Raw genomic sequence first — 20,376 nt, forward strand, 5'->3', positions numbered from 1 at the left:
AGCCTCACCATCGACAACCAATAAAAAATATTATCCCTACTTGGGTAAAACCGTATTCGGATCTGGCCGCAATATATATTTCAGCCTCAAATTATCATCCTGATTGCAACATATTCCCTATCCACCAGCTCAGATAAAAATCATTCGGGCAGACCTAATTACAACAATCCCCTTAATCACCTGATAAATTAACCAGCCATCAACCAGAGAAAATGTTATTCTATTTACCAATCAAACTACTTAACTCGGACAACAGGCTTTCAGTGTCCCCAGAAAAACACATGCAAATTACCACACTACTCTATCCAAATTTTGAAACACTGGATGTATTTGGTCCTGTAGAAATATTTGGCAAAGTACCAGATTGGAATATACAGTTTTACACCCAGAACGGCGGTCCAGTCAGCAATCAGGATGGCGTGTGCATTGCTACCGAAAGCTTTACTGCCATCCCGGCAAATATTGATACACTTTTTATCCCCGGCGGACAGGGCGCCCGCATCCTGATTCAACACACCGATTTTATAAACCAGCTAAAGTTACTGGCGCAAAAAAGCCAGTATGTACTAACCGTATGCACCGACAGCGCCCTGCTGGCCAAAACAGGATTACTCAATGGACGACGGGCAACTTCCAACAAACGTGCCTTCGATTGGGTAAAAACCTCATCATCACAAACCCATTGGGTAGAAAAAGCCAGATGGATAACAGACGGTAAATACTATACCTCTTCCGGCATCAGTGCCGGCATGGACATGGCCTTAGCATTCGTACAAGACAGAGTCGACAAAAATACCGCCCAGCAAATTGCAACCAGAATCGAATATCACTGGCAGCAGAACAGCCAGCAGGATGAATTTTGTCCAAAATAAAGCACAGCCACCCTAACAGCAATAGCTAAATAACACATAAAGCATTATCATATTAGAACAGAAAATCACCCACCTGATTTATCCGTAACCCGAACCTTTTTCATTTACACAGAATAACACCAGCCTGCGATACCATAAATACCCCCAAGCAGCCCAGTCAGAGCTAACTAGGAATAAACCATGCTGTTAAACGAACAACAAAAAATTGGCCTGTTTTTCGTCGTACTGTATTCAATATTTTTCATCATATTTATGCAGACACACCTCATGTCCGGGGTTATTTCTGGCTTACTCACCTATACCCTTACCCAGAAGCTCGAAGATTTTCTGGCCAGAAAAATGCACCGCTGGGGTAACAAAGCAAAACTGTTTTCCGTATTACTGCTCTCACTGCTCATCATGGTTTTACTGATTGGCAGCTTTGGCTATCTCATCAGCTGGGTCATCAGCGTAGCCAAAGACCCGCAACAAACCCTCACCCACATTCAAAACCTATTTAACAGCATAGCCAACTCCCTGCCTAAAGAACTGAGTAATTATCTGCCTGATAACCTGATTGAGTTACGTGCCAACGCGCTAAACTTCATCAAAGAACATGTCCTATATCTTCAGTCAGTAATCAAACAACTATTCCACTCACTACTTATCATCATCATCGGCATGATTATCGGCTTAATAGCGGGCTATCAACAAAATAAACGCAACATCACCGAGACTTCCTCCACTTCCACCATCTACATGCAGGCACTAAAAGACGGTCTTGACCGCCTAATACTCGTATTCCAGTACGTCGCTTTCTCGCAAGTCATAATCGCCCTGTTTAACACCATTATGACTGCTATCTTCCTGCTTGTTGTCTTACCCCTATTCGGCATCCATCTGCCATTTAGCAAAAGCCTGATACTCGCCACCTTTATACTTGGCCTGATACCCATCATCGGTAACCTGATAGTTAATACCATCATGTGTCTGGTGGCCTTTACCATCTCATTCTGGATTGCCGTAATCGTACTGGCATACCTAATCATTATTCACAAAGTCGAATACATACTGAATGCCAAAATAGTAGGCACCAGAATCCATGCCGGCATCTGTGAGCTACTTATTGCCATGGTACTGTCCGAAACCCTGTTTGGCGTAATCGGGCTGGTATTTGCGCCTATTTTCTATGCTTTTCTGAAACTATCGCTAAAACAGCTCAAACTTATCTAATCCCGCTATACACCTGACAATAAAAATCAGCATCAATGATTTTTAATCACCGCAGTACTCATAGCATTCAGCATTAGATAACAGGGTCTAAAAAGACCCTATAAAAACTTTTTGTCTTAACTCTAGCCTGCATCTTCGCGTTTGTTTGCCTATTTGAATACGTTTAATCTGCTTCCTATACAACTCAATCAAGCTGCTTTTAATCGAACCATATATGCCTGATATTGCTACATTTATGACATATTCGTATTCAAATACATAATCGAATGCTGCTTGATAAGCATCTGAATCTACATCAGTATAAGGGGTGAATTTCTGATACTCATATTTTTTCTTTTTTTGTCTATCAGCAAAATTTTTCTGCTTATTTGGATTTATTGTGTTCCGAATCCAATTCCATTCCCTTTAAAATACTTCAACCATGCTTAAATGGATATCCAGAGATTTTTACTAAATTCAGGTAACCATCAGTTGATGATTACCTGAATCAAACAATCACATAGACCAGCAGATATTATTTAACAGATAGTTTTTGCTGCAACTGCGCAACACAATCTCTTGCTGCCTGTTTAAGTTCACTGGCTTCTGGCTTGTAAAATTCTTTGTCAGCATACTGTTCGAATTGTTCCAGATTGCCAATGAGGAATTCATTCATAAAAATTTTAAACTCTTCATGCAGATAGGCAGCAAAAATTGTTTTCTTTTTAGAAGTACAGTTTTTTCGATAGGCAATGTTTTTTATCTTGTTAAGGCTCAGACGTAGCCATCTGACATCCAAATTTTCAGGCAAAGATCTGATGGCAGTATTTTTTAGATTTATGCCATGACTAAGTTTCAAATTATTCGGCAATTTAGTGATTTTAGTGTCATGCAGTAGTATGCATTTTCCTACTTTCAAACCTGCTGGCAAAGATTTAATTTTGGTTTTGCTTATATCCAGTGTATCACCTACATATAGATTGTCTGGCAGTTTTTTTATTTTGCTTTCACTTATTCTTAAATCAGTTTCTATGCGCAGATTATCAGGTAAATTTCTGATTTTGGTACCAGTTAAAACCAGTTCATTTATTTCTTGTAGATTTTCCGGTAGCCTGTCAATTGCGGTAAAACTGATATTCAGTCCATTTTTAACATTGAAATTTTTGGGTAATTTTTTAACTTTGGTTCCTCGCAAATCTAGAGTACCGCCAACGCTAAGGTTTTTTGGCAGCTTTTTAATTCCAGTCCATTCAAGATATAGTGCCCCGCCTACATTTAAATTTTTTGGCAATTTCTCAATCTGCGACTCCGCCAGAATTAAATCACCATTTATGCTTAGATTGTCTGGCAATTTTTTGATATCGGAAAATTCCAGATTTAAATCATTTCTTATTCTTATATTATCTGGCAGCTTCTTTAGGCTGTAAAAGGTTAAATTCAGATTATTAAATGTGCCATTATAATTTTTCAATAGTTGATAGATTTTTGTGTCTGCCAAGGACAGCCAGCCGTTTACTGTAAGATTTTCCGGTAACTTTTTTATTTTTGTGCCATCCAGAGTCAAATTTCTATTAATAGTTAAATTAGGCGGCAATTTTTCAATATCAGTGCCACTTAAATACAGACTTCTCCCTACAACCAAATCATCAGGAAGTTTGTTTATTCTAGTATTATGCAGATTCAGGCTGCCGGCCACATTGAGATTTGCCGGAAGTTTATTAATTTGTGTATTGCTTAAATCCAGATCACCATTTACCTGTAAATTATCAGGTAAAATATTGATTTTGCTATCTTTCAGACATATACTGCCTTTTATATTGAACTTGTCTGGTAATTTGGTAATGGCGGTTTCTGAAGCATCAAGATTACCGACTACAGTTAAATTTTCTGGCAATTTCTCAATTTTAGTGCAATGTATACTCAAATCACCATTCACTGTTAAATCTTCTGGCAATATTGTGATATCGGTATAACTCAAATACAGATAACCGCCAACCTTTAAATCTGCCGGTAGTTCTTTAATTTGTGTACGTCCTAAGCATAACTTCCCTTGAACAGTCAAATTATCAGGCAGCTTTTTTATTTTAGTAGAAGATAAGGTTAGACCACCATACACTGTTAAATTAGCAGGTAAATATTTAAGATTAGTTTGAAAAAAATTTAGATTTTGATGTACGCTGATAGCGTCATTTACAACCGTATATTTAATGCCTTTTTCATCCAATATTTTTATAAATTTTTCCATTTGTCTAAATCTGTGTAGTTATAAACATTAATAAAATATGATATAGAGCTTATTCAGATTATTTATGCACATGTAATATTCATTGACTCAATGACATTAATGCAAAAATAATTTAATAAGCATATTAAATAAATATAATTTGTAATCAGATATCACATGATTTTGTGTATTTTTCTTCAAAAAAATAATTATTATTTATTTGAGAAAGAAATAAACATGTGCAGATTAGCCGGAATCGCGCTGCTTTTGTGGTTGTTGAAAGAAAGAAAATTAATACAGCTACAATATAGAAATAATACATTGCTGAAAGTTGTTTAACTGCTAGCTCTAGCAGTAGTGAGGTACTGTAAATGTACACCAAAGAATAATATGTGTAAATATTATTCTAATGATAAATAGCCATTATTTGCGCAGTGTTGGTAAAAAACATCTTAAATAGTCATCCATACATTGCTGCCAGAACTTATTCAGGTAAATTATATTGTTACGTTTTGATGCTGGCTAACATCCTTTGCCGCTAAAAATTAGTGATGCTTTATTAATCTACTCTCGGTTTAATACAATCAGGCTATAATTACAGTAAGTTGCTCACACATGAGTTATTAATTAATGTAGTCAGACTAGACAGGTGGCGCACTACTGCCTGATTGCTGGTTATTGCTTTGTTTTATTTAAAAATCATTACGGATAGTTTATGGCCATTCTGGTAACAGGCGGCGCCGGCTTTATCGGCTCCCATACCTCTGTACAATTACTCAATGACGGCCACGAGGTGGTTATTATTGATAATCTGTGCAATGCTTCACCTGCGGTATTCCCGCGTTTAAGCCAGATTACGGGTAAAGAAGTGACATTTTATCAGGGAGATATCCGCGATCGCAGCTTGCTGCAAGATATATTTGCCCGTCACAGCATTGAGCATGTGCTGCATTTTGCCGGTCTGAAAGCCGTAGGTGAAAGTGTGCGCGAACCACTGAAATATTATGATAATAATGTCAGTGGTAGCTTGATTTTGGTGGAAGAAATGGCGAAAGCAGGAATATTTAATCTGGTGTTCAGCTCTTCCGCCACCGTATACGGTACGCCGGATACAGTTCCGATTGATGAAACAGCTGCTACCGGTAGCACAACCAATCCATATGGCACCTCCAAATATATGGTGGAGCGGATATTAATGGATACACAGGCGGCAGATGCGCGCTGGAGTATCACCTTACTGCGTTATTTCAATCCGGTAGGTGCACATGAATCCGGCCTGATTGGCGAAGACCCGAATGGTATCCCCAATAATCTGCTGCCGTATATCTGTCAGGTAGCGGTAGGCAAGCTGGCACAATTATCGGTATTTGGTGACGATTATCCTACTGCCGATGGTACAGGCGTACGCGATTATATTCATGTAATGGATTTGGCCGATGGGCATTTAAGTGCAATGCGTGCTACGGGCAACCGGCCGGGGGTGCATATTTACAATCTGGGTACTGGTCAGGGCTATTCGGTACTGGAAATTGTACGCGCATTTGAAGCAGCCAGCGGCCAGAAAATTCCCTATCAGATTGTTCCGCGCCGTGCCGGAGACATCGCCAGCTGCTATGCCAATCCTGAACGCGCAGCACAAGAACTGGGCTGGCAGGCACAGCGTGATCTGGCCTGTATGATGGCGGATGCCTGGCGCTGGCAGGAGCTCAATCCGCAAGGCTATGCCAGTGATAATTTGGTCTGATTGCTGAAAATGTGTTTTTTAAACACCAAACCCACTGAATTATCAGTGGGTTTGGTGTTTTCGGTTTTTGAGTTTTGATGCAAAATTTAACGCTAATCGTTAGCTCGCTCCTGAAAATAGGTTAAAAATTTTTGAGGTCATTACCAGTTAACTATCGCTAACTAACTGGTAAGATACATTATAATATAATGATAATAATTATCAATATCATTATATTAATTTTTACATAATATTTTTTCCTGTCACTAAAACAACACAGTTTCTGCTGTTGATATGACTGATGGCTATCACACAGAGACAGCTTGTTTTCGGTATAATTGCCAACAATTGCATTGTGGTTAAACCTTTTCCCTGTTTGTGCTTTTTATCACCACCCAACTTGTTATTGCTCATGTCTATCTCTACCCAAACTGCTCAATTTGTTCACCAACAGCTACTGGCCGATAACGAGCTGGCTGTGGCTGATTTTACTCATGCATTGTCACTGATGGGAGCTCACCACATTGATTATGCCGATATCTACTGCCAGCGCAGTACCTATGAAAGCTGGCATTTGGAAGAAGGCATGGTGAAATCAGGCAGTTTCCAGATTGAGCAAGGCGTGGGGGTGCGCGCGGTAAGCGGGGAAAAAACGGCGTTTGCCTATGCCGATAATCTGAATGTACAGGCATTAACCAATGCTGCGCAGGCGGTACGTGCGATTGGTCTGGCCGGCCAGCAACGCTCCGTTGGTTTAACTACGCAGCCACTGGCCAAACCGCTGTATGGGATGGCTAATCCGATGCTGAGTCTGGATGCGGCAGCCAAAGTGGCCTTATTGCAGCGAGTAGAAACACTGGCAAAAGCAGCAGATCCACGCATTGTGCAGGTAATGGCCGGGCTGGTATGTGAACACGAACTGATTTATCTGGCTCGGCTGGACGGACGGGTACATACAGATATCCGCCCGCTGGTACGTTTATCCGTTACTGTGATTGCCAAACAGGGAGAGCGGCGAGAACAAGGCAGCAGTGGCGGTGGCGGCCGCTTTGATTTGGGCTATTTTGATGAAGCCATGCTCAAATCGTATGTGGATACGGCTGTGGCACAGGCACTAACTAATCTGGAGGCACGTCCTGCACCAGCAGGTTTGATGACTGTGGTATTGGGTAACGGCTGGCCGGGTGTATTGTTGCATGAAGCAGTTGGTCATGGTTTGGAAGGCGATTTTAACCGTAAGGGTACCAGTGCATTTGCTGGCCGTCTGGGTGAACGTGTTGCCGCCAAAGGTGTTACTGTGGTGGATCAGGGCAATATTGCTGAACGTCGTGGCTCACTGAATATAGATGATGAAGGCAATGCCACCAGACGCACCGTGCTGATTGAAGACGGTATTTTATGCGGTTATTTGCAGGACGAAACCAATGCCCGCCTGATGGGAGTACCGGTAACCGGTAATGGCCGCCGTGAAAACTATGCCTCAGCACCGATGCCGCGTATGACTAATACCTATATGGAAAACGGCAAGCTTAATCCTGAAGAAATTATTGCGTCTGTTGATAAAGGTTTATATGCAGTAAATTTTGGTGGCGGGCAAGTAGACATTACTAGCGGCAAGTTTGTATTCAGCGCTTCAGAAGCATGGTGGGTTGAAAACGGCAAGCTACAATATCCGGTAAAAGGTGCCACCATCATCGGCAGCGGCCCTGAGGTATTGAAACACGTCAGTATGATTGGCAATAACACCAGTCTGGACAGCGGTGTAGGCGTATGTGGCAAAGACGGCCAGAGCGTTCCGGTAGGCGTGGGACAACCCACTTTACGTATTGATGCTGGTCTTACCGTTGGCGGTAGCCAAACCTAATCTGCACCAAACCAGTACACAAAAACGGGCGAATATTTCTGCGCCCGTTTTTGTTTTAATCTGGCTATAGAGGTAACAATCGGCTGGCGCTCAAATGGCCTGAGTAGAATCGTATACAGGTTTTGACTGCGGTTATTAAAGTCAAATTCGCATTCCATCAGGCAGATGCTGATTATATTTATCGATGGCAATACCATTGAATACCACCAGCCACTGCGTCACCAATAACCAGCATGAAACCATCTGATGACGGTTTTATTTTGTCTGATTACTGTGATACAGGCACACACATTTATTTTCTCTCACATCAATCATCCTATAATCCCGATATCAGCAGCGTGCTGGCTGTAGCATACAAATATCCATTTAGTACGGATACAATCCCGCAACAGTACCATACCATGTCCGGAAATGATTTCTATACTTAGCCTCGCCGTTGCCACGTGCTAAACCACCAATAAATTTTCAATGATTAATACTGTCGCAATGTGTACAAACAATTAGCAACAATCATGAATCAGGCATATCATAACCAATTCTGATTACATCCATGCCGGCAACGGCACAACTGATATGAACAGCTTGTATATAAGCTTATTGACATGAATATAGTAATATTTGTTAAATACTTTTATCGCATCACTTTAAGCTGTTTTTTCCAACAAAGTTATTCTCTGAGTTGCCATATGTTTATTACCCAAAAAATCAAATCTAAGCCAAGTCTGATTAAATTCATCATAATCAGTACCTTATTAAACCTAAACTTTAATCTTGCCATAGCACAGGATGCGCCGGATGGTGCAACACCACAGGCACGGATACGTATATTCGGGCAAAATGGCAAGCCTACCAATATGAAATACAGCTTTCAGGGGCATGAGGTAAAAGAATCTACCGGCGGCAATCTGGGCGGAGCGTTTGCTTCCATGTTGGGAGTAGCCCGTAATAGCACTATTGGCATACCAGCCACGAATACGCTGGATACCATGAGACAGCATAATCATAATCTGTCCAAACTGTACTACCGTGAATTCACTATCCCGGCCAACGTACCTATTACCATATCCAATGCCATTATCGGCCTAACCAACGTTAACAATACCCATCATGATGGAAAAATAATTACTTATCAGCCATCATGCCAGAGTAACAAGCTTACATTTGTAGCCAGACCGGGTAGAGATTATGAGGCTATTGCGTCTTCCACATCGGCTCAATGTGGGGTTATTCTGCTGGAGGTAAATGCAGATGGTTCAACTACTCCATTGGTTAACGTAGAAGACTCAGCTGACCACTAAAATTACAAACTAGTGCTGCCTTATTCAAGATTACGTTCACAATCACAGATTTAAGATGGCTATAGCAATAATGATTTAAGCCAGCCAACTGGCTATATTGCCACTGGCTGGTAAAATTAAACGTTTATATAAAATTTGAATCTGGGTAAATAAAATACCCGCAGCCATATATCCCTTTTAACAAAAACCTGCCAGTCAGGCATTTTGCGTGTAGCAGCGGGAAAAGAAGGCGTGCTCCGATACTTCTGAATGAAATTTCAAGCTTCCCTGCATTTAAGCAAAATAGTCAACAGCGATATATTTCTGCTACTAGTTCAAGCCACACAATTCTGATTATATTTATATAATTAGCGTGACATTAAAGCTAAACCCAATACCTGTTGTTATATTGTTCTATATGCTTCTTAACTGGCCATCTATAACCATTATCACAATGTTTGCCAGACTATATACCGACTGCATAACTGTTATTTATTATTCAAAAATCAATAACATAAAACAAAAAAGTGATTGCTTTTGCCAGATAAATCCTGTTGACAAAGACAACCACTTTTTATCAGAACAGCAATCAGTTAGATTCAACTGCCGAATTTACATCACTATAAGGCGCTTCTTTAGAGGCAGAATGTGTCGTAGCACAGGCAGACAGTAACAGAGCTGCCAGTAAAGCACCGATTCCCAATAACTTTTTCATCATCATATCCTTCGTGGTTAGTTTAAAACTGTTTCGCTAAGCCAACTTCACTCTACCACCATAACAGCCAGTCCATGTAAATTTTGCACTTTCCAACTGCAAGATATAACTATTTTACGACACTAAGTAATTCATATACGACAATAGCTTATACCAGCCAAATGACTTAAGTCGGAAACTTAATGTCCAGTATGAGACGACTCCACCCCACCTTTAAGCTGACCATATACCTCAGTCTGGCCACCGCCTGTACCATGACTGGCACAACCAGCCAACACCAGCATACTGCACAACAAGCCTAAAGAGACAAACTTCTTCATTCCATTATCCTTACATTACGGGTTAACTTGGTAATTTTGCATCAGCTTGACATAATGCGCCGCAGAATACGGCAAAAATTCGCGTTCTTTTTCCGTTAACGGGCGAATTTGCTGCACGGGAGAACCCATATACAAATAGCCACTGGCCAGCCGCTTACGTGGCGGAACCAAGCTACCAGCACCAATCATCACCTCATCTTCAATAACAGCATCATCCAGTACGATTGAATTAATACCCACCAAAACGCGATTGCCAATCGTACAGCCATGCAGATTAACATGATGACCAATAGTCACATCCTCACCAATCAGCAAGGGTGAACCATCCGGCTTGGCCGCTGTTTTATGGCTCACATGCAGCATGCAGTGATCCTGAATATTACTTCTGGCACCAATCTGCATCCGGTTCACATCCGCACGAATCACCGCAAACGGCCATACAGATACCTGTTCGTGCAAAATCACATCCCCGATAACCACAGCCATATCATCTATATAACAACCATCAGCAATTTGTGGTTGCGTATCTAAATAAGAACGAATATTGTTTTTCATAGTTTTGACCTTATCCTATTGCATTATACAACATCATTTAGAGCAGAAGATAAACAGCAGCTCCTGTCCCATCCACCCGATTTACCTGAAAAGCCGCAAATTTACAGGTATTTTTCTCATGAGAATACTATGTCTGAAAATGTTTTGTTGAATCTGGATAGCGAACCGCGCTTTGATGCCATCAGCGCCACCGATATTGAACCGGCCATGACCGAAGCCATGAATCAGGCCAATACCGCCATTACCGCGCTAAAAGCAGAATCTGGCATAAACTGGAATAACACAGTAGAAGCATTAACCAATATCACCGAACGTGTCGGCCGTATCTGGGGGGTAGTTGCCCATTTGAACAGCGTGGCCGATACACCTGAATTACGCGCAGCCTACAATGCCCTGATGCCCAAAGTGAGCGAATTTTTTACGGCCATCAGTCAGGATATCGCCTTATATGAGCGCTTCAAGAGTATCAAGGCCAGTGCAGAATATGCACAATTGAGCGCAGCACAGCAAACCAAACTGAATCATGATTTACGCGATTTTGTTCTGAGTGGCGCCGAACTACCGGCTCAGGAACAAGCCGAATTTGCAGCATTGCAGGCCGAAGGCGCACAACTGTCTGCTGCATTCAGCCAGAATGTACTTGATGCTACCGATGCGTTTGCGCTGTATTTTGCCAATGGCGAAGAACTGGCAGGTAAAGAGAATGCATCCGGCCACAGCAGCGCTGCCGATTTTGCCCACGACAGCGAAATCAGCGGGCTGACAGAAGAAGCACTGGCCATGTTTGCCGCCGCAGCCGAAGCCGAAGGCAAAACCGGCTATAAAATCGGCCTGCAAATGCCGCATTATCTGGCGGTAATGCAATACGCACACAATCGCGAACTGCGCCAACAGCTCTATCATGCCTACTCAACCCGAGCCAGCGAGCTGGGTGAAGCCAAATGGGATAATACCGCCAATATCAACCGTATCCTGCAAATCGCCGCACGTGAAGCACAACTGCTCGGTTTCCAGAATTATGCTGAACTGTCTCTGGCCACCAAAATGGCCGATACACCACAGCAGGTACTGGCATTCCTGCAAGACTTGGCCAGTCGCGCCAAACCATTTGCCGAAAAAGATCTGGCCGAAGTTAAAGCCTTTGCCCATGAACAGCTCGGACTGGATGATTTACAGCCATGGGATGTCACCTATGCCAGCGAAAAACTGCGTCAGGCCAAATATGCATTCAGCCAGACTGAAGTAAAAAAATATTTCCCCGCCGACCGCGTACTGGCCGGTCTGTTTGCCCAGATTGACAAACTGTACGGCGTACATTTTATCGAGAAACAGGTACCGGTATGGCACCCGGATGTACGCTACTATGAGCTGGAACAGGGCGGAGCCATTATTGGCGGCGTATACATGGATTTGTATGCCCGTACCGGTAAGCGTGGCGGCGCATGGATGAATGACTACCGCGGCCGCCGCCGTTTCACCAGCGGAGATCATATCGGCCAGCTCCAGACACCAATTGCCTATCTGGTATGCAACTTTACCCCGCCCGTAGCCGGTAATACTGCACGCTTAAGCCACGATGAAATCCTGACTCTGTTCCACGAAACCGGCCACGGCCTGCATCATCTGCTTACTCAGGTAGATGAGCTGGGTGTATCCGGCATTAATGGCGTGGAATGGGATGCAGTGGAAATGCCCAGCCAGTTCATGGAAAACTTTGTCTGGGAATACGATGTGCTGGCTGGCATGAGTAGCCATCAGGATACCGGCGCGCCTTTACCTAAAGAGCTTTACGACAAAATGCTGGCGGCTAAAAACTTCCAGACCGGCCTGTTTATGCTGCGCCAGATGGAATTTGCCCAGTTTGATATGGAAATCTACAGCCATCCGGGCTGCGACTGGCAACAAACCTTGCAGGAAGTACGCCGCAGAGTAGCAGTGATGCCACAGCCAGACTTTAACCGCTTTGCCCATTCCTTCAGCCATATCTTTGCCGGTGGTTATTCTGCCGGTTACTACAGCTATAGCTGGGCTGAAGTGCTTTCTGCTGATATCTATGCTGCGTTTGAGGAAGAAGCTGATGCAGCCGCCACAGGTAAGCGTTTCTGGCGTGAAGTCCTCGCGGTAGGCGGCTCCCGCCCGGCCATGGCGTCATTCAAAGCATTCCGCGGCCGCGAGCCACAAATTGATGCACTGTTGCGTCATTGTGGTTTTAATGAAGCAGCTTGAATTTAGCTCAATACAGACAACGCGGTGTACAACACCGCGTTTTTATTTGACCAAAGTTTGGGGCTGATATTGTATTAGCTATTCTGAACCAGACAGAAATTCTGCTTGTATTCAAAATAATTACCATTAAATCTATGCTGATAAACTAAAGTTTATTATTAAAAACATTCTGTACTTAAAAAAACCGGCTTATTACTACTTAACGTAATTATGTTTAAAAATTAGCTATATTAATAAAAAATAATTAACATGATATGATTTGGCTACTGCTTATGACAATTTGCATAGATGAAGAAAATGGTTAATACAAATAAAAACTATTGGTTTTTAGGGGCTTGTTTTAATGATAATGATGACCAGAGTGAACATTTTATCAACAAAGGCGAATGGCTATACAACGGCAATAATAGCAAGGATATAGAGCTGATTCGTTTAATTAGCACTGGTGATCAGGTTGCAATCAAGGCTACTTACGTACAAACAGATGATTTGCCTTTCGATACACAAGGCTACCCTGTTTCGGTAATGAAAATTAAAGCCATCGGTACTGTTATCGACAATCCGGGCGATGGTAAATCCCTGAAAATCGAGTGGCAAAAATGCACCCCTGAAAAAAAATGGTATTTTTATACCAGCTTAAAAACCATCTGGCAGGTAAATATTTCCAGCTGGCAATCTGAGCAATTGGTTAATTTCACCTTTCATAATCAGCCACAGGATATCAACAGATTTTGCAACGCACCCTATTGGCAGGAACGTTTTGGTGATATCAATCTTGCCAAACAACAATTAAATGACATTATAAATTAGGTGCAGGAAAATAATGGCTGGCAACAAACAGTACTGGGTTTCATTCAGGAGCTTTGTCAGCAAAATGATAGCGGTATTTTTACCCGGCAACAATTTCTGAATCAGTATCAGCAGCAGCTGCAAATACTATACCCAAATAATAAAACAATAGGCCAATCCGTGAGCCGAACCTTGCAGGAATTACGCGATAAAAAAATTTTGTTTTTTAAGGGAAATGGGCAATACAAACTATCAGATTATAATTCTGATACTACAGATGAAAAAGATACTGATATTCTGAAGAGTATTGACCAGCCTATAGTCAGAGAACCTTATACTCTGAACGACTTAATAGCAGAAGGCTGCTTTATCGATCCGGATCAGTTAGCAATCATTCAGGCAAGATTAACTGAAAAGAAAAACCTGATTTTACAGGGGCCACCCGGTACAGGAAAAACCTGGCTGGCCAAACGCTTGGCTCATGTAATAGTTGGCTATCGCGATTTTGATAATATTAGAGCGATCCAGTTTCATCCGAATATGTCATACGAGGATTTTATCCGTGGCTATCGCCCATCCAGTAATGGCAAGCTTGAATTGATTGATGGCCCTTTTATCGAAATAGCTAATCGGGCGAGAAACGATGCCAATACAAACTATGTAGTAGTAATTGAGGAAGTCAATCGTGGTAATCCGGCACAGATTTTTGGAGAAATGCTAACCCTGCTGGAAGCTAATAAGCGTACTGCCCATGAGGCACTGGAATTAACCTATAAACGTGAACATGAAAAGGGCTTTTTTATTCCAGATAATTTGTATGTAATCGGTACCATGAATATTGCCGATCGTTCACTGGCGATGGTTGATTTTGCCTTGCGGCGCCGCTTTGCATTCTTCAATCTGCACCCAAATTTTGGTGATATGTGGCGAGAATACATGGCTGAAAAAACTAATATTTCACCAGAAAAACTACAGGATTGGCAGCAACGAATGCACCAACTGAACCAGCTAATCAGTGACGATCCCATGCTGGGAGCTGCATTTACGATCGGGCACAGCTACCTGACCAGCAATAAGCCGATAGCAGACACTGACAACTGGTTTAGGCATATCATTCAAACTGAAATCCAGCCCTTATTGGCGGAATACTGGTTTGATGAACCGGATAAAATTAAAGATGCCATAGAATTATTACTGTCTGATGCCAGCTAGCTGTTATGAATCTGTCTAATCAATCAACAGTAAAAACTACCGTAGCCACTGTACCTATTAGAAACATTTGGCTGCTTTTACTCTATGCTTCTGACCTGTACCAGACACTTGGCAAACAGCAACGGGTACAACTGGAAAATAACCCGGAGGATCTGATCAAGCTGGTGGCCAAACTGTATTGTCAGGCCGTAGGTAAAAGGCTGATGCGCTCATTATCCTGTGACTATCAGCAACATACTCAGGTACTGAATCGTGTCAGGGGAAAAATAGATATGCTTGTCACAACACGACAACAACTACTGGAAAAAGGCCGAATTAAATGCTATTTTGATAATTTAACCATTGATACACCTAAAAACCGTTATATCCATGCGGCTGCACATGCCTTGCTGCCACAGTTACAGGATAAGATATTAATTCGACAATGCCAGAAAATCATCAGCTGTTTTACGGTGCTGAAAATAGGCTAGTCAACTCACTATAACTATTTAACCGACTATTTCGATCAGTCAGGCAAACAGGATAAAACCCTGCTCACCCTGTGCCGGCTTATTTTTAATCTGGCCATTCCTACTGAGCTGGCAGGTATACATCAGGTCGAACAGGTAGAAAAAAACGATCACTGGTTACGGCATTTATTTGAAAAAGCAGTAGCTGGATTTTGCCGGGCAAACCTGAATAGCAACGATTGGAAAATAAGCACAGGCAAACGGTTATACTGGCAGCAGCAACAGGCTAGCTCTGGCATAAAAAATTTTCTGCCTAATATGCAAACAGATCTGATTATTGAGCATAGCAACTGCAATCATCGTCTGATTATTGATACCAAATGCACATCCATTCATCATCAGTCCCGCTACAAAAACAAGGTTTTTAAAAGCAGCCATATCTATCAGCTATATGCTTATCTGAGAAGTCAGGAAAATGCAGCCGATCCGCCATCGTGTAATGCAACTGGAATGCTGTTATATCCGGTGATAAATGACACAATTAATGAATATGTCACTATTCAAAACCATCAATTCAGATTTTGTACCATTGATTTAAGTCAGGGATCCAGCCTGATCAGAAAAAATCTGCTGAATTTATTATGCCATTGTCGATGTAGCTGAATAAGATTTCTGTATGTCTGAATTCATTATTCCATCTCGGCTATTCTGATAATAAATTAAAATTATGACGAAAATATTATTACTAATAGTTTTTCTATTATCTTATCCAGTTTACGCAAAACAGTGTTTGACTAATCAAACTATCATCTGTAGCAAACTATTAATTTTATAATTTACCCGTAGTTGGCAATATTATGTTTTCTCATTACAGCCTGAACAAGTACAGCGAGCTTTTCCAGCAGTTCATCCCAACTATTATCTTCAAGAAATAGAAATCCTTCTTTAAAAACCACTTTTCCCTGTTTTAACATTATCTTCTGAGCCTCTACCCATGCCATATACTCAAATGGCAGTTGCACCTGCTCCAGTGTATCTGTCAAAATTTTTTTTGAATCGGGATTAGTCGGTATACCCAGATACCAGGTAAAGCGGTTTTCAATACAAACCAGTCTGGATAAATCCAGTTCAAATAGGTATTCCTTCTGTGGGTTAAATAAAATAATATAAAACGGCCGTCCATTTCTCCATGTGGTATAACGAATCGAAGTCTGGTCAGGAAAGATTATTTTCTGGTAACAACCATCTATATTGTTTACAGCATGATGATCAATCTCTCCTAATGTAGCATTGGCAAGAGATTTACTCAGATACGCCATTATGTTGTAGCCAAATAGCTGGTACTGTAAAAACAATTTACTCAGTGGCACATTGTCATTATTCTGAGTCATAAATATCTCTATTGTTTGAATTAACCTCTTTTATTATTTATTTTAATATAAATTAAACAGTTAAAGTAAAATTTTTTAATTTCAATAGTATTTATTTACATGATTACCCGGCTATTCCAATATGCTCGCGGACATGATTAAGTCTTGCTATCTGAATATTAAATTTATACTGAAGCAATAAAAAAGCTGGCTATTTCATATTAATAGCCAGCTTTTTTATTTGGTATGATTTGATTACTCATCCTCAATCAACGCATCCACAAACGCGCGTGCATCAAACGGGCGTAAATCATCGATGCCTTCACCTACACCGATAAAACGTACCGGAATAGGGCGTTTGGCCGCCAGTGCGGCGAGAATACCGCCTTTGGCGGTGCCATCAAGTTTGGAAACGATCAGGCCGGTTAAACCAAGGGCATCGTCGAAAGAGACTACTTGATTGATGGCATTCTGGCCAACGTTGGCATCCAGTACCAGCATCACTTCATGCGGTGCTTCAGGCAGGGATTTTTGCAGTACGCGTTTTACTTTTTTGATTTCTTCCATCAGATGTAGCTGGGTAGGCAGTCGGCCAGCAGTATCGGCCAGTACCACATCAATGCCGCGCGCCTTGGCTGCTTCCAGTGCATCAAAGCAAACCGCAGCCGAATCACCAGATTCCTGTGCAATTACAGTAACGTTATTGCGCTCTCCCCATTGCTGCAACTGTTCGCGCGCAGCAGCGCGGAAAGTATCACCAGCCGCCAATAGTACGCTTTTACCTTGACCCTGAAAATATTTAGCCAGTTTACCGATGCTGGTGGTTTTGCCTGCGCCATTGACACCAGCCATCATAATCACAAACGGCTTTTTATCTGTGGGTAAAATCAGGGGCTGCTGTAGGGGCAGCAATAATTCATACAATGCTTCTTTCAGGGCACTGCGCAGTTCGTTACCGTTTTTCAGCCCTTTCAGGGTAACACGCTGGCGTACCTGTGCCAGCAGTTTTTCGGTGGCTTCAATACCCATATCGCTGGTAAGCAGTACGGTTTCCAGCTCCTCGTACAGGTCTTCATCAATTTTGCCACCGCCAAACACAGCAGCCAGCGATTTGGCCATGTGGTTACGCGATTTGCTCAATCCCTGTTTTAAGCGTGCTGCCCAACCAAGCTTGGCCGGTTTATCTGCCTCGCTACTGGTTTCTGCTGGTGCAACTGGGATAACCACGGCATTTTCACTTGTCGCGGTCTGAATTGGTGCTGTTTCTGTGGTTGTAACAATAGCTGCCGGTTCATCTACTACTGTCGGTACGATGATTTCTTCGGCTGTCTCGGTGGCCGGTTGGGCAGTTGCTTCGTCAGCTGGTGCTGCTTCGGCTGTAGTAGGGTGGTTGGGTTCGGCTTCAGTTTTAACAGTTGTTTCAGCCGCGGCTGGCTCAGCAGTTGCATCTTGTGGCTGCTCTATAATTTCTGGCTGACTGGGCGTGGATACGGGTTGTTCCACTGCTGGCTCAGTATTTTTTTTTCTTTTAAAAAATCGAAACATGGGATATTCCTGATGCTAGGGTAAACCAAAGCTCAATAATCTCTTGTCTTTGGTAGTGAATGAATTGTGCTATTGTAGCCTAAGCAGATGCTTGTTTGATAATACATTATGACATTATTGCTATGTTATTCAGGCGATTTTGCTTATCCGCGTAATTCTTTTGCCGGTTTATATTCATGAATAGTTATACAATCGTACAATCACGCCCACTTACAACAACAGCCTGTTGATTATTAAAAGGTATTAATTTTAAATGATTGCTATACTTCGCATAGATTTGCTGTACCGAATCTACAAAAGGTTCCTCGATATAATGCGGTAAGGGGTAGCAATCAATGACGTTTAAACCGGCATAGTTATCCAGTTCAGACGCCAGACTGCTGTCGTCCATCATACTGCTATATTCAATGTCTGCGGCCAGAATAATTGCGCCTGCCGATTCGCCGATATAAATGCAGCCCTGTGCCAGCCTGTGTACAAGTAGCTGATCAAGATTTTTGCTTTTCAGTTGCTGCAATAAATAAAATGTATTGCCACCGGCTATGCAGATTATTTCGGCAGCGGCAAAGGCCTGATGGCATTGCTGGGTATCGGCACTGGCTATATCCAGTAACTCAAGCTGAAATCCAAGTTGTTGCAGTGCTGCTTTGCCTTCATCTATATATCCGGTGTAACTTTCAACGTTGCCGGCAGTAGGAATAAACAGGATATTTTTACTGTTTATTTGATTTTTCTGAACAAAATCTGCAAGCTGCCGAGTTGTGCCGGCAATATAGGAGGTTAAAAATATTGTTTTCACTGCTAATCTCCAATTTTCAATTTATGCCGTATGATCATTATTGCAATAATTCAGACCATGTTTCCGGTTGCGCCCAGTTTACCCGGCGCTGCTTGGTCTGACTTCGGTTGTAAGGTTGGTCGTAAATCCAGTGCTGCCACTGCGGTATCAGGCTACCACTTATCTGTGGTTTATCATCAATCAGAATATCACCACGTACCCAGGTTTTGTCTTTGGCTAAAATAATACGCTGTAGCCAGTCTTCCCCCAGATGCTGGCATACCCAGTCAAATTTTTCAGCGACACAGTAATGATAAGCCTGTATGGGTGAGGTACAGATACGCACATCATGGCCGGCTTCCAGTAAGCGTCTGGCCGCAGCAATGCCATGGCGCATTGGTGGTAAGGAGGAGAAAAAACCTTTGCTGCTATAAATCTGAGCTAGCTGCTGGTGATACTGGGGTGCCATATCTTCACACAGGTAAAAATGCCTGCGCTCAGCCAGTGGCAGTGGTTGTTCATAAGTTTGTTGCCATAGCTGCCGTACTCCCTGTTCAAAGTCGGCTAAAACGCCATCCTGATCCAGCAAAATCAATTTAGGTGCCATACAAATTCCTAGGGCGGCTTGTGTCATTATTAAACAGATAGTTATAGCATATTTTTTAAGGCCAGCCGTACGCCTTCACTGATATCAGTGCCAGCCGGTATATTTTTACAAGCAGTACGGGCTTCTTTGTCGGTATAGCCCAGAGCAAGCAGTGTATTGATAATATCTTCATTACTACCAGCAGTTTCTGCGGTAAACAGACCAGCAGCATTACCACTACCGGCAAGCTTGCCACGTAATTCCAGTACCATGCGTTCGGCGGTTTTTTTCCCGATACCGGGCGCGGCTGTCAGGCGTTTAATGTCTTCGGCGGCAATTGCAGCAGCCAATTCATCACTCGCGAGTGTGGATAATATGCCTAAGGCACTTTTAGCACCAATACCGCTTACTTTTACCAGTGCCCGAAATGTTTCCCGTTCTTCGCGGGAGCCAAAACCAAACAGCAAATGGGCATCTTCGCGTACTACCAGCTGTGTATACAAGGCCGTTTCTTCTCCCACTGCCGGCAAGGTGTAAAAGGTTTGCATGGATACCTGTGCCTCATAGCCTACACCATGAACATCCAGTACGACTACAGGCGGATTTTTTTCCAGCACAATTCCACGTAAGCGACCAATCATTATATTCCTTTTCCTACTAGCAAATAAACAAAAGCCCGT

At 42.3% G+C, this 20,376-nt stretch carries 20 protein-coding genes; 10 read left to right on the forward strand and 10 right to left on the reverse strand.

The genetic code is table 11. The features are described 5' to 3' along the window. Positions 1–281: 281 nt before the first annotated feature. Together MJ761_RS08165 and MJ761_RS08170 are read left to right on the forward strand one after the other, a co-directional pair. The gene (locus MJ761_RS08165) at positions 282–872 is read left to right on the forward strand and encodes a DJ-1/PfpI family protein (protein ID WP_093092581.1); all 591 of its coding nucleotides are present in this window, start codon (positions 282–284) and stop codon (positions 870–872) included. A gap of 180 nt (positions 873–1,052) precedes the next feature. Then, a complete protein-coding gene (locus MJ761_RS08170) occupies positions 1,053–2,084 on the forward strand; it encodes an AI-2E family transporter (RefSeq protein ID WP_093092579.1) in 1,032 nt (343 codons plus the stop codon). Positions 2,085–2,598: 514 nt separating this feature from the next. Here MJ761_RS08170 and MJ761_RS08175 read toward each other — a convergent pair. Then, positions 2,599–4,308 (reverse strand): leucine-rich repeat domain-containing protein, encoded by a 1,710-nt coding sequence (locus MJ761_RS08175; protein ID WP_093092577.1) that lies wholly within the window; start codon positions 4,306–4,308, stop codon positions 2,599–2,601. 694 nt (positions 4,309–5,002) lie between these two features. Between MJ761_RS08175 and galE the strand changes: the two genes are divergently transcribed. Both galE and tldD read left to right on the forward strand, forming a co-directional pair. Beyond that, positions 5,003–6,031, forward strand: a complete 1,029-nt coding sequence (gene galE / locus MJ761_RS08180; protein WP_093092575.1) for a UDP-glucose 4-epimerase GalE — start codon at positions 5,003–5,005, stop codon at positions 6,029–6,031. A gap of 391 nt (positions 6,032–6,422) precedes the next feature. Then, positions 6,423–7,874: a metalloprotease TldD gene (gene tldD, locus MJ761_RS08185; RefSeq protein ID WP_093092701.1), complete on the forward strand. Its 1,452-nt coding sequence runs from the start codon at positions 6,423–6,425 to the stop codon at positions 7,872–7,874. Here tldD and MJ761_RS08190 read toward each other — a convergent pair. Continuing rightward, complete coding sequence (locus tag MJ761_RS08190; RefSeq protein WP_176715083.1) at positions 7,871–8,032, reverse strand: hypothetical protein; 162 nt, start codon at positions 8,030–8,032, stop codon at positions 7,871–7,873. The two genes, tldD and MJ761_RS08190, sit on opposite strands and share 4 nt — an antisense overlap. Before the next feature lie 528 nt (positions 8,033–8,560). Between MJ761_RS08190 and MJ761_RS08195 the strand changes: the two genes are divergently transcribed. Then, positions 8,561–9,172 carry a hypothetical protein gene (locus MJ761_RS08195; protein ID WP_093092571.1) on the forward strand — a complete coding sequence of 204 codons (612 nt, stop codon included), beginning with the start codon at positions 8,561–8,563 and terminating at the stop codon, positions 9,170–9,172. Between the two features lie 568 nt (positions 9,173–9,740). On the opposite strand, the gene MJ761_RS10875 is transcribed toward MJ761_RS08195, so the two are convergent. From MJ761_RS10875 to MJ761_RS08205, 3 genes are all read right to left on the reverse strand, one after another. Further along, positions 9,741–9,866, reverse strand: coding sequence for a hypothetical protein (locus MJ761_RS10875; RefSeq protein WP_255356354.1), 126 nt, complete (start codon positions 9,864–9,866; stop codon positions 9,741–9,743). A 179-nt stretch (positions 9,867–10,045) separates the two neighbouring features. Further along, a complete protein-coding gene (locus tag MJ761_RS08200; protein ID WP_176715082.1) occupies positions 10,046–10,186 on the reverse strand; it encodes a hypothetical protein in 141 nt (46 codons plus the stop codon). 15 nt (positions 10,187–10,201) lie between these two features. Beyond that, positions 10,202–10,741 carry a gamma carbonic anhydrase family protein gene (locus MJ761_RS08205; protein WP_037491596.1) on the reverse strand — a complete coding sequence of 180 codons (540 nt, stop codon included), beginning with the start codon at positions 10,739–10,741 and terminating at the stop codon, positions 10,202–10,204. A 129-nt stretch (positions 10,742–10,870) separates the two neighbouring features. Here MJ761_RS08205 and MJ761_RS08210 point away from each other — a divergent pair, with 129 nt between their 5' ends. The 5 genes from MJ761_RS08210 to MJ761_RS10995 all read left to right on the forward strand — a co-directional run bounded on the left by MJ761_RS08210 (position 10,871) and on the right by MJ761_RS10995 (position 16,080). Continuing rightward, positions 10,871–12,967 (forward strand): M3 family metallopeptidase, encoded by a 2,097-nt coding sequence (locus MJ761_RS08210; RefSeq protein WP_093092569.1) that lies wholly within the window; start codon positions 10,871–10,873, stop codon positions 12,965–12,967. A gap of 297 nt (positions 12,968–13,264) precedes the next feature. After that, a complete protein-coding gene (locus MJ761_RS08215; protein WP_093092567.1) occupies positions 13,265–13,777 on the forward strand; it encodes a hypothetical protein in 513 nt (170 codons plus the stop codon). Further along, entirely contained in the window at positions 13,778–14,968 is a 1,191-nt protein-coding gene (locus MJ761_RS08220; RefSeq protein ID WP_176715081.1) for an AAA family ATPase, read from the forward strand. It abuts the gene before it with no gap. A 5-nt stretch (positions 14,969–14,973) separates the two neighbouring features. After that, positions 14,974–15,438 carry a 5-methylcytosine restriction system specificity protein McrC gene (locus tag MJ761_RS08225; protein WP_093092565.1) on the forward strand — a complete coding sequence of 155 codons (465 nt, stop codon included), beginning with the start codon at positions 14,974–14,976 and terminating at the stop codon, positions 15,436–15,438. Between the two features lie 204 nt (positions 15,439–15,642). Continuing rightward, a complete protein-coding gene (locus MJ761_RS10995; RefSeq protein ID WP_420853897.1) occupies positions 15,643–16,080 on the forward strand; it encodes a 5-methylcytosine restriction system specificity protein McrC in 438 nt (145 codons plus the stop codon). 173 nt (positions 16,081–16,253) lie between these two features. On the opposite strand, the gene MJ761_RS08235 is transcribed toward MJ761_RS10995, so the two are convergent. From MJ761_RS08235 to ruvA, 5 genes are all read right to left on the reverse strand, one after another. Next, on the reverse strand, positions 16,254–16,808 hold the full coding sequence (locus MJ761_RS08235) for a hypothetical protein (RefSeq protein ID WP_093092561.1): 555 nt from the start codon (positions 16,806–16,808) through the stop codon (positions 16,254–16,256). Between the two features lie 234 nt (positions 16,809–17,042). Beyond that, positions 17,043–18,332, reverse strand: coding sequence for a signal recognition particle-docking protein FtsY (ftsY, locus tag MJ761_RS08240; RefSeq protein ID WP_093092559.1), 1,290 nt, complete (start codon positions 18,330–18,332; stop codon positions 17,043–17,045). A gap of 184 nt (positions 18,333–18,516) precedes the next feature. Next, positions 18,517–19,131 carry a Type 1 glutamine amidotransferase-like domain-containing protein gene (locus MJ761_RS08245; RefSeq protein ID WP_218060216.1) on the reverse strand — a complete coding sequence of 205 codons (615 nt, stop codon included), beginning with the start codon at positions 19,129–19,131 and terminating at the stop codon, positions 18,517–18,519. Positions 19,132–19,168: 37 nt separating this feature from the next. After that, the gene (locus tag MJ761_RS08250; protein WP_093092557.1) at positions 19,169–19,717 is read right to left on the reverse strand and encodes a 5' nucleotidase, NT5C type; all 549 of its coding nucleotides are present in this window, start codon (positions 19,715–19,717) and stop codon (positions 19,169–19,171) included. Between the two features lie 41 nt (positions 19,718–19,758). Beyond that, positions 19,759–20,337 carry a Holliday junction branch migration protein RuvA gene (ruvA, locus tag MJ761_RS08255; RefSeq protein ID WP_093092555.1) on the reverse strand — a complete coding sequence of 193 codons (579 nt, stop codon included), beginning with the start codon at positions 20,335–20,337 and terminating at the stop codon, positions 19,759–19,761. Positions 20,338–20,376: the final 39 nt, after the last annotated feature.

The sequence above is a fragment of the Snodgrassella communis genome, from assembly GCF_914768045.1.
Taxonomy (GTDB): Bacteria; Pseudomonadota; Gammaproteobacteria; order Burkholderiales; family Neisseriaceae; genus Snodgrassella; species Snodgrassella communis.

What these genes read in the sequence shown, in the direction of transcription:
- MJ761_RS08170 (WP_093092579.1), top strand. Translation starts at nt 1,053, where the DNA reads ATGCTGTTAAACGAACAACAAAAAATTGGCCTGTTTTTCGTCGTACTG.
- MJ761_RS08235 (WP_093092561.1), bottom strand. Translation starts at nt 16,808, where the DNA reads ATGACTCAGAATAATGACAATGTGCCACTGAGTAAATTGTTTTTACAG.
- ftsY (WP_093092559.1), bottom strand. Translation starts at nt 18,332, where the DNA reads ATGTTTCGATTTTTTAAAAGAAAAAAAAATACTGAGCCAGCAGTGGAA.
- MJ761_RS08190 (WP_176715083.1), bottom strand. Translation starts at nt 8,032, where the DNA reads ATGGAATGCGAATTTGACTTTAATAACCGCAGTCAAAACCTGTATACG.
- MJ761_RS08210 (WP_093092569.1), top strand. Translation starts at nt 10,871, where the DNA reads ATGTCTGAAAATGTTTTGTTGAATCTGGATAGCGAACCGCGCTTTGAT.
- MJ761_RS08195 (WP_093092571.1), top strand. Translation starts at nt 8,561, where the DNA reads ATGTTTATTACCCAAAAAATCAAATCTAAGCCAAGTCTGATTAAATTC.
- MJ761_RS08205 (WP_037491596.1), bottom strand. Translation starts at nt 10,741, where the DNA reads ATGAAAAACAATATTCGTTCTTATTTAGATACGCAACCACAAATTGCT.
- tldD (WP_093092701.1), top strand. Translation starts at nt 6,423, where the DNA reads ATGTCTATCTCTACCCAAACTGCTCAATTTGTTCACCAACAGCTACTG.
- MJ761_RS08175 (WP_093092577.1), bottom strand. Translation starts at nt 4,308, where the DNA reads ATGGAAAAATTTATAAAAATATTGGATGAAAAAGGCATTAAATATACG.
- ruvA (WP_093092555.1), bottom strand. Translation starts at nt 20,337, where the DNA reads ATGATTGGTCGCTTACGTGGAATTGTGCTGGAAAAAAATCCGCCTGTA.
- MJ761_RS10875 (WP_255356354.1), bottom strand. Translation starts at nt 9,866, where the DNA reads ATGAAAAAGTTATTGGGAATCGGTGCTTTACTGGCAGCTCTGTTACTG.
- galE (WP_093092575.1), top strand. Translation starts at nt 5,003, where the DNA reads ATGGCCATTCTGGTAACAGGCGGCGCCGGCTTTATCGGCTCCCATACC.
- MJ761_RS08225 (WP_093092565.1), top strand. Translation starts at nt 14,974, where the DNA reads ATGAATCTGTCTAATCAATCAACAGTAAAAACTACCGTAGCCACTGTA.
- MJ761_RS08200 (WP_176715082.1), bottom strand. Translation starts at nt 10,186, where the DNA reads ATGAAGAAGTTTGTCTCTTTAGGCTTGTTGTGCAGTATGCTGGTGTTG.
- MJ761_RS08215 (WP_093092567.1), top strand. Translation starts at nt 13,265, where the DNA reads ATGGTTAATACAAATAAAAACTATTGGTTTTTAGGGGCTTGTTTTAAT.
- MJ761_RS08250 (WP_093092557.1), bottom strand. Translation starts at nt 19,717, where the DNA reads ATGGCACCTAAATTGATTTTGCTGGATCAGGATGGCGTTTTAGCCGAC.
- MJ761_RS08165 (WP_093092581.1), top strand. Translation starts at nt 282, where the DNA reads ATGCAAATTACCACACTACTCTATCCAAATTTTGAAACACTGGATGTA.